The 7,581-nt window shown below is 72.6% G+C and carries 7 protein-coding genes; 1 reads left to right on the top strand and 6 read right to left on the bottom strand.

The genetic code is table 11. The annotated features are described in order from the left end of the window. From RX333_RS13575 to RX333_RS13565, 3 genes are all read right to left on the bottom strand, one after another. A partial coding sequence (locus RX333_RS13575; RefSeq protein ID WP_316015489.1) for a DNA translocase FtsK 4TM domain-containing protein occupies nucleotides 1-685 on the bottom strand: 685 nt, incomplete at its 3' end. Beyond that, nucleotides 682-1,887, bottom strand: a complete 1,206-nt coding sequence (locus RX333_RS13570; protein WP_316015488.1) for an aminotransferase class I/II-fold pyridoxal phosphate-dependent enzyme — start codon at nucleotides 1,885-1,887, stop codon at nucleotides 682-684. The genes RX333_RS13570 and RX333_RS13575, both read right to left, overlap by 4 nt. Before the next feature lie 87 nt (nucleotides 1,888-1,974). Further along, nucleotides 1,975-3,201, bottom strand: coding sequence for a UbiH/UbiF/VisC/COQ6 family ubiquinone biosynthesis hydroxylase (locus tag RX333_RS13565; protein WP_316015487.1), 1,227 nt, complete (start codon nucleotides 3,199-3,201; stop codon nucleotides 1,975-1,977). An 83-nt stretch (nucleotides 3,202-3,284) separates the two neighbouring features. Here RX333_RS13565 and RX333_RS13560 point away from each other — a divergent pair, with 83 nt between their 5' ends. Beyond that, nucleotides 3,285-4,613, top strand: a complete 1,329-nt coding sequence (locus tag RX333_RS13560) for an amidase (protein WP_316015486.1) — start codon at nucleotides 3,285-3,287, stop codon at nucleotides 4,611-4,613. 43 nt (nucleotides 4,614-4,656) lie between these two features. Here RX333_RS13560 and RX333_RS13555 read toward each other — a convergent pair whose 3' ends face one another. Genes RX333_RS13555 through RX333_RS13545 form a run of 3 tightly spaced genes read right to left on the bottom strand, consistent with a single transcriptional unit; the run spans nucleotide 4,657 to nucleotide 7,531 of the window. Beyond that, nucleotides 4,657-5,082, bottom strand: a complete 426-nt coding sequence (locus RX333_RS13555; RefSeq protein ID WP_316015485.1) for a GNAT family N-acetyltransferase — start codon at nucleotides 5,080-5,082, stop codon at nucleotides 4,657-4,659. Nucleotides 5,083-5,138: 56 nt separating this feature from the next. Then, on the bottom strand, nucleotides 5,139-6,119 hold the full coding sequence (locus RX333_RS13550) for a TIGR01620 family protein (protein ID WP_316015484.1): 981 nt from the start codon (nucleotides 6,117-6,119) through the stop codon (nucleotides 5,139-5,141). Further along, a complete protein-coding gene (locus tag RX333_RS13545; RefSeq protein WP_316015483.1) occupies nucleotides 6,116-7,531 on the bottom strand; it encodes a YcjX family protein in 1,416 nt (471 codons plus the stop codon). The genes RX333_RS13550 and RX333_RS13545 overlap by 4 nt, the downstream gene beginning before the upstream one ends. Between the last annotated feature and the right edge of the window lie 50 nt (nucleotides 7,532-7,581).

Here is a 7,581-nt window from a genome sequence, read left to right as displayed (position 1 = left end):
CGACCCGGCCGCGCAGGGCCGTGACCCCGCGCCAGGCGGCCCCCGCGATCCCCGCGACGGTCGCGCCGCTGGTCCCCAGACCCGACAGGACATAGCGGCGCAGCGCCGCCCCCTCGGCCCGATCGAGGCCGAAGCCGAAGAACCCCACCAGCAGCAGCGCCAGCCCGCTCGCCACCGCGACCAGCGGCAGCGCCAGCCCCGCATCGAGCGGCAGCAGCGACAGGAGCACGCCCCCCACCCCGTCGCCGAACAGCCCGCCGAGGCCGTAGCTCGGCAGCCAGCGCGTCGGCGGGACATGCATCGCGGCGAAGATGGCGGTCAGCGCGATCATCGGCAGGAGCAGGATCAGCCCGGTCAGGAACCGTGCCTCGCCCCGCCGCATCACCAGCCGCACGCCCCAGACGGCGAGGGCCGCGGGCAGAACCCAGGCCGCCCAGCCGATTGCGCGGATCAGCACCTCGGCCAGCGTCGCGCCGACATAGCCCAGCGCGTTGCCCGGCGCGCGATCCACCGCGTTGAAGAAGCTCGGGTCGTCCGCCGACCAGGTCCACAGCAGCGCCGCGACCGCCAGCGCCGCGGCCAGCAGCCCCGCCCCGATCAACCGCCCGACGCCCTGTCCCAGCGCCGCCTGCATCCGCGAGGGCATGAAGGGATCGCGCGCCCGTCCCGTGGTGAAGATCGTCATGCCGCATCCTCCGCTTCGAGTTCCGCGCGGATGGCCTCCAGCCCCCGCATCACCACGTCCGCCGGGGCGACCAGCGCCACCCGGATATATCCCCGCCCCGGATCGCCCCCGCCAAGCCGCGCATCCGTGGGACGGCTGAGATAGGAGCCAGGCAGCACCTTGACCCCGTGCCGCGACCACAGCCGCATGGTCATCTCCTCGTCATCGCGCACGGCGATCCACAGGAAGAAGCCCGCTTCGGGCGGCGTGTAGCCGGGCAGGTCACCCAGCACGCGATCGGCCAGCGCGAATTTCTCGGCATAAAGCGCGCGGTTCGCCTCGACATGCGCCTCGTCCGACCAGATCGCGGTCGCGGCCATCTGCGCGGGCAAGGGCAAGGGCGCGCCCGCATAGGAGCGCAGCTGCTTCATCGCCGCGATGCTGCGCGGCCCCCCGGCGCAGAAGCCCGAGCGCAGGCCAGGCAGGTTCGAGCGCTTGGACAGCGAATGGAACACCGTCACCCGTTCGGGGTCGGCGCCGATCCCGCGCGCGACCTCCAGCGCCCCGGTCGGCGGCGCGCTGCGCCAGATCTCGGAATAGCACTCGTCGGCGAAGATGCGGAAATCATGCGTGTCGGCCAGCCGGATCAGGTCCGCCCAGTACTCCCCGCTCGCCACCGCGCCCTGCGGATTGGCGGGAGAGCACATGTAAACGGCGGCGGTGCGCGCCAGCAGATCGGCGGGGACACTCGCGAAATCCGGCAGGAAGCCGTTTTCGGCGAGCGCAGGCACGTAGACCGGCTCGGCCCCCGCGGTCAGCGCGGCGACGGCATAGCATTGGTAGAACGGGTTCGGGAGCAGCACGACCGGGCGCTGGCCGTCCTTCTCCTCCGCCACCAAGGCGACGCAGGCGGCGAACAGCCCCTCGCGCGTGCCGTTGAGCGGCAGCACCTCCCGCTCCGCGTCCGCCTCGACGCCGTAGCGGCGGGCGAGCCAGGCGGCGATGGCGCCGCGCAGCTCGGGCGTGCCCTCGTTCGGCGGATATTTGGCATAGCCCGCGGCGGAAGCGGCCAGCACCTCGGCCAGCATCGGTGGGACCGGGTGCATCGGCTCGCCGATCGACATGGGCAACGGTTCGGCCCCCGGCGTCAGCGGGTCGAGCAGCGCGCGCAGGCGCGGGAACGCATATTCCGGCAAGCCGGAAAATCGCTGGGGATACTGCATGTCGTGCCTCGTGGTCGGGATCGTGCGCGTCCCGTTGGCGGGCAGTCTACCCCGTCCGCCCCCGTCCGGTCCAGTCCGGCGACAGGGTCAGAGCGGACGCCCCCGCATCAGCCGCGGCAGGTCGCCGCTCAGCCCTGCCGCCTCGCGCATGAAGGCGCGGCGCAGCGGGGCGGCGGCATTGACGGCGCCGAGGCCGAGGTCGCGCGCCGCGCGCAGGACCGGGTTGTCGTTCGAGAACAGCCGGTTCAGGCCATCCGTCGCCACCGCCAGCCCGCCCGTGTCGAAGCCGCGCCAGCGGGCATAGCGGTCGAGCACGGACGCCTTGCCCCAATCCTCGCCCCGCCGCTTCGCGTCCGTCAGCACTTCCGCCAGCGTGGCCACGTCGCGCAGACCGAGATTCAGCCCCTGCCCTGCCAGCGGATGGATGCCATGCGCGGCATCGCCGACCAGCGCCACGCGCTCGGCCGTCCAAGCCCTAGCGAGGCTCAGGGCCAGCGGATAGGTGTAGCGCGCGCCGGCGAGCGACACCTCGCCCAGAAAATCGCCGAAGCGCGGTGCCAGGGCGGCGAGATAACCCGCCTCGTCCAGCGCATTGATCGCCCCCGCCCGCTCGCGTGCCTCGGTCCAGACGATCGAGACGCGGTCGCCGGTCAGCGGCAGGATGGCGAGCGGTCCTTCTGCGAAGAACATCTGGTGAGCGGTCCCGCCATGCGGGCGCGAAATGTCGAGCGCGCAAACCAGCGCAGTCTGCCGGTAATCGGTCTGCATCCGCCCGACCCCCGCCCGCTCCGCCGTGCCGGATCCCCTGCCATCGCAGCCGACGATCAGTCCGCAGGTCAGACGGGAGCCATCTGCGAGGTGCAGCACCGCGCCATGCGGCGTCGTCTCCTGCGCCGTGACGGTCGCAGGCGCACGCAGTTCGATCCGCGTCTCCCCGGCGACCGCATCGTGCAGAACCGCGCGCAGGTGCCGATCTTCGACCATCGCGCCGAACGGGCCTTCCTCGATCTCGGCACTGTCGAAATGCACGTGGTGCGGGCTCGCGCCGTAGCCAGCGCGCCCGTCGGCCACCACGATGTCGCGGATCGGCTGCGCGGCGTCCGAAAGCTCGTCCCACAGGCCGAGCGCCTCCAAAAGGCGTTGCGAGCCCAGTGCGATGGCGTAGGCGCGCCCGTCGAACCCGTCGGCGCGGGTGGCGGACGGATCAGCGGCGTCGATCAACGTCACGCGGAAGCCCGCCCGCGCGCAGGCCAGCGCCAGGATCGGGCCATTGAGGCCGCCGCCGACGATGGCGATATCGGTATCCCGTGTCATGCCCGCACATGTGGACCGGGCGACCCCGATTGTCCATCGCGCGCCAACCCCCTACCGTGCGGCAAACCGCGCGAGGAACCGCCATGACCGAGATCCACACCCTCACCGCTGCCGAGATCGGACGCCGCATCGACGATGGCCGCCTCGATCCTCGCGAGGTCGCGGACGCCTTCCTCGACCGGATCGCGTCGCACTCGGACGGGGCGGATATCTACGCCCGGGCCACGCCCGACCGCGCACGGGCCGAGGCGGACGCAGCCGCCGCCCGCGCGCGCGACGGTGTGCGGCGCGGCCCGCTCGATGGCGTGCCGCTGTCGTGGAAGGACCTGTTCGACACGGCAGGCACCGCGACCGAGGCGGGATCGGCGCTCATGTCGAACCGGGTGCCCCAGGCCGACGCCGAGGTGCTGCGCCGTGCGACGCTGGGCGGATCGGTGTGCCTGGGCAAGACCCACATGACCGAGCTGGCCTTCGCCGGGATCGGCTACAACCCGATCACCGCGACGCCGCCCAACGTGCACGACCGCGAGCGGGTGCCGGGCGGCTCCTCTTCCGGCGCCGCCGCCTCGGTCGCGCATGGGCTCGCGCCCGCGGGGATCGGCAGCGACACGGGCGGATCGGTCCGGGTGCCCGCCGCCTGGAACGGGCTGGTGGGGCTGAAGACCTCGTCCGGTCGCCTGCCGCTCGACGGCGTGGTGCCGCTCGCGCCCTTCTTCGACACGGTCGGGCCGTTGACGCGGACGGTCGAGGACGCGGCGCTGGTCTTTGCCCTGCTGGCGGGAGAGACCGAGCCCGACCTCGCCGGGGCGGACCTCACGGGTAAGCGGTTCATGGTGCTGGAAACGAGCGCCTTCGACGACATCCGCGACGCGCCCGCCGACGCCTTCGAGGACGCCGTGCGGCGGCTGGAGACGGCAGGCGCGCACATCGAGCGTGGCGCGGTCGCGGCGGTGGCCGAGGCCATGCCGCTTTCGGCACAGCTCTTCGCGCCTGAGGGCTATGCCCATCACGGCGCGCGGATCGAGGCAAACCCGGACGCGATGTACGAGGAGGTGCGCGAGCGGTTCCGGCTGGGCCGCGACGTGACCGCGGCGGACTATCTCGGCGCGCGGATCGCGCTGGACGGGCTGCGGGCGGAATACCTCGCCGCCACCGCCGGCTACGACGCCGTACTGGTCCCGACCGCGCCGATCCTGCCGCCGAAGCTCGACCGGCTGAAGACCGATGGCGCCTATTACCGCGAGCAGAACCTGATGACCCTGCGCAACACGCGCATCGGCAACCTCATGGGCCTCGCGGTGCTGCAATTGCCCACGGGCACGCCTATGTGCGGGATCAGCCTGATGACCCCCCCGGGCACCGAGCGCGGGTTGCTGCGGCTCGGCATGGCGGCGGAGGCGGCGCTCGGCTGAGAGCTGCGCCTCCGGCGGGGATATTGGGACGAAGAAGACGCGGTCAGACCGCGCGCTCCATGTCCTGATGCTCCAGCCCCGCTTCCATGTAGCGCGGGCCAACCGGCATGAACCCCGCACGCGTATAGAGCGAGATCGCCGCGACCTGCGAGCCGAGCTTGGCACGGCGCACCTCCGGCTCCGCCTGCAACCGCTCCAGCATCACCGCGAGCATTCGACCGCCGAGGCCGGTGCCGCGTGCGTCGCGCAGCACGCAGACCCGCCCGATCTTGGCCGTGCCGTCCGCGATCAGGATCCGCGCGGCACCAATGCTACGCCGGTCGTCGCTGGCCAGCAGGTGCAGCGCCTCGCCATCGCGCCCGTCCGCCTCGTCGGCGAGGCTGACGCCCTGCTCGAGCACGAAGACCTCGTGGCGCAGGCGCAGGCATTCGGCCAGGTCGGCGGGGTCGGTGACGAAGCGGATATGCATGGCGGCGGCCCTCGCGGTTCGGGATTGCGCGAGATCGCCACAGCCGCGCCGGGGCGTCAAGCCTCGGGCTTGCCCGCGAAGAGGCCGGTCAGCGAGCGTTGCATCAGGTTCGTGACCGAGGGGCGGCGCAGCGCGGTGAAAGGCAGCGGGCGGCAGACCTCGATCGCGGCGACGCCGACGCGGGCGGTCAGCGCGCCGTTCACCACGCCCTCGCCGAAGCGGCGCGACAGCTTGGACAATAGCCCGCCGCCCGCGACCGCGCCGATCATGTCGTCGCCCACGGCCACGGCTCCGGTCGCGATCAGATGCGCGGCGACGGTGCGGAACAGTCGCCAGGAGCCGATCAGGCCCGCGCGCCCGCCATAGATCTCCGCGATGCGGCGGATCATGCGCAGGTTGGCCGACAGCGCCGCGACGACATCGGCCAGCGCCAGCGGCAGCAGCGCGGTGACGCCCGCAACGGTGCGCGTCGCCGCCTCCACCTCGGCCCGCGCGGCGAGGTCGAGCGGGGCCAGCAACTCGCGCTCGGCCAGCGCGAGGATCGCGTCCGCGTCCATCAGGTCGGCGGCGGCGGTCTTGGTCCGCGCGACCGCTGTGCCGAGTTCAGACCGACCGGCGTAGAGCGTCGCCAGTTCCTCGGCCACCGCCCGCGCCCGGTCGGGCTGGGTCGCGCGCTCGGCCCGGTGGCGCAGGTCGTCGACCTTGGCGAGCCGCGACAGGGCGATCAGCTCGCGCAGCGCGGCCAGCAGCAGACCCGCGCCGACGATGGCGACCAGCAGCAGCACGAAGCGGCCCAGCCACACATTGCGCGCGATCATCTCGGCGGCGAAGGACCAGGCGGCCTCGCCCATCATCACCAGCAGGAGCGACACGAGCGCCCCCCAGAAGATGCGGGCGAACCAGCCGCGCCGCTTCGCCGCCATGCGGGTCGCCTGCACCATCGCGCGGCCCTGCGCCTCGGGCACCGGGGGGGCGTCGGCGGGGGTGATGCGCGCCTCGGGCAGGTCGTCCTCGATCAGGATGGGGCGGCGGGTCATCTCAGGCGATCTCCGAACAGGAACTCCGCCGCGCGGTCGAGCCGGATATGCGGCGGGCCGTCACCGGGGGCGAGGTCGATCTCGGGCGGGGCGAACTGCATCACGGAATATTCGTCGTCGAGCCAGGCCCGCGCCCCCTTGCGCGCCGGGGCCAGAAGGCGGGCGGGATCGAGCGGCAGGTCGCCCGCGTGCAGCGCCGCCTGCCGCCCGGTCGAGATCAGCCGACCGCGCACGACGTCAAGCGGCTTGCCCTCATGCGTGACCTGCTGCTCCACCGTCGCGCGCAGGGAGGCGATGGCCATCGCCTCGGTCCGTGCTCCACGGAAATCGGCCCGAGACCGGGCGTCAGACAGCAGGGCCGCCATGATCGCGGCCAGGCGCGCGTGCTGCGAATGGTGCAGGTGATCGGCCTTGGTCGCGGCGAACAGGATGCGCTCCACCCGCTTGCCCAGGATCGCCGTCAGCCAGGAATTCGGACCGGGGCGGAAGGCGTCGAGGATGTCCTTCATCGCCAGCCGCAGATCCTCCACCGCCTGGGGGCCGGAATGGATCGCGCCGAGCGCGTCCATCAGCACCACCTGCCGGTCGATGCGGGCGAAGTGATCGCGAAAGAAGGGTTTGACGACCAACCGCTTGTACGCCTCGAACCGCCGCGCGAACTCGCGCCGCAGGCTGCCGGAGCGTCCCGCCCCCGGCGGCAGCGGGGCGAAGGTCAGCGCGGGCGAGCCCTCCAGATCGCCCGGCATCAGGAAGCGCCCCGGCGCGAAGCCCGACAGCCCCGCCTCGCGCACCCCGCGCAGGTAGTCGGTGAAGGCGTGGGCCTGCGCCTGCGCCACACTCTCGTCCAGCGGCGCGTCGGGATCGATGCCGTCGAGCGCGGCCAGCCACGGCCCCGCCAGCTCGGGCCGGGTGCGCGCGGTCTCGATGGTCGCCGCCGCCCAGTCGTCGTAACCGACGCTCATCAAGGGCAGGTCCAGCAGCCATTCGCCGGGATAGTCGGTGATGTCGAGATGGATGGTTCGCGGGCCGCTGAGGCCCTTGACCCAGCTGCCGCGCCGGACCTTCAGCGACAGGCGCAGCTGGCTGATGGCGCGCGTGCTCTCGGGCCAGTGCGGCTCGGGCCCCGTGAGGGCCGCGAGGTGACGTTCGAACTCGAAACGGGGGATGGTGTCGTCGGGCTGCGGCTGCAGGAACACCGTCTCGATCCGCCCGTCGGCGGCGGCCTGAAGCTGCGGCATCCGCCCCCGGTTCAGCAGGTTCGCGACCAGCGAGGTGATGAAGACGGTCTTGCCCGCGCGGCTCAGCCCCGTGACGCCCAGCCGGATCACCGGGTCGAACAACGCCTCGCGCGTGCTCGCCTGCGCGTCCTCCACCCGACGCAGCATGCCGTCGGCGATGTCTCCCAGTCCCAAGCGGCGCTCCCTCCTTGCGGCTGCGGGTGATATGGGGCGGGTCGCGCGGC

This window comes from Roseobacter sp. HKCCA0434 (assembly GCF_032464675.1).
In the GTDB taxonomy this organism is placed as follows: domain Bacteria; phylum Pseudomonadota; class Alphaproteobacteria; order Rhodobacterales; family Rhodobacteraceae; genus Pontivivens.
Note: the sequence above shows the minus strand (reverse complement) of the source record. Positions and strands in the feature narration are given on the sequence as shown.

Excerpts from the sequence above, each read along its gene's own strand:
- RX333_RS13560 (WP_316015486.1), top strand. The coding sequence starts at position 3,285 with ATGACCGAGATCCACACCCTCACCGCTGCCGAGATCGGACGCCGCATC.
- RX333_RS13550 (WP_316015484.1), bottom strand. The coding sequence starts at position 6,119 with ATGACCCGCCGCCCCATCCTGATCGAGGACGACCTGCCCGAGGCGCGC.
- RX333_RS13565 (WP_316015487.1), bottom strand. The coding sequence starts at position 3,201 with ATGACACGGGATACCGATATCGCCATCGTCGGCGGCGGCCTCAATGGC.
- RX333_RS13570 (WP_316015488.1), bottom strand. The coding sequence starts at position 1,887 with ATGCAGTATCCCCAGCGATTTTCCGGCTTGCCGGAATATGCGTTCCCG.
- RX333_RS13555 (WP_316015485.1), bottom strand. The coding sequence starts at position 5,082 with ATGCATATCCGCTTCGTCACCGACCCCGCCGACCTGGCCGAATGCCTG.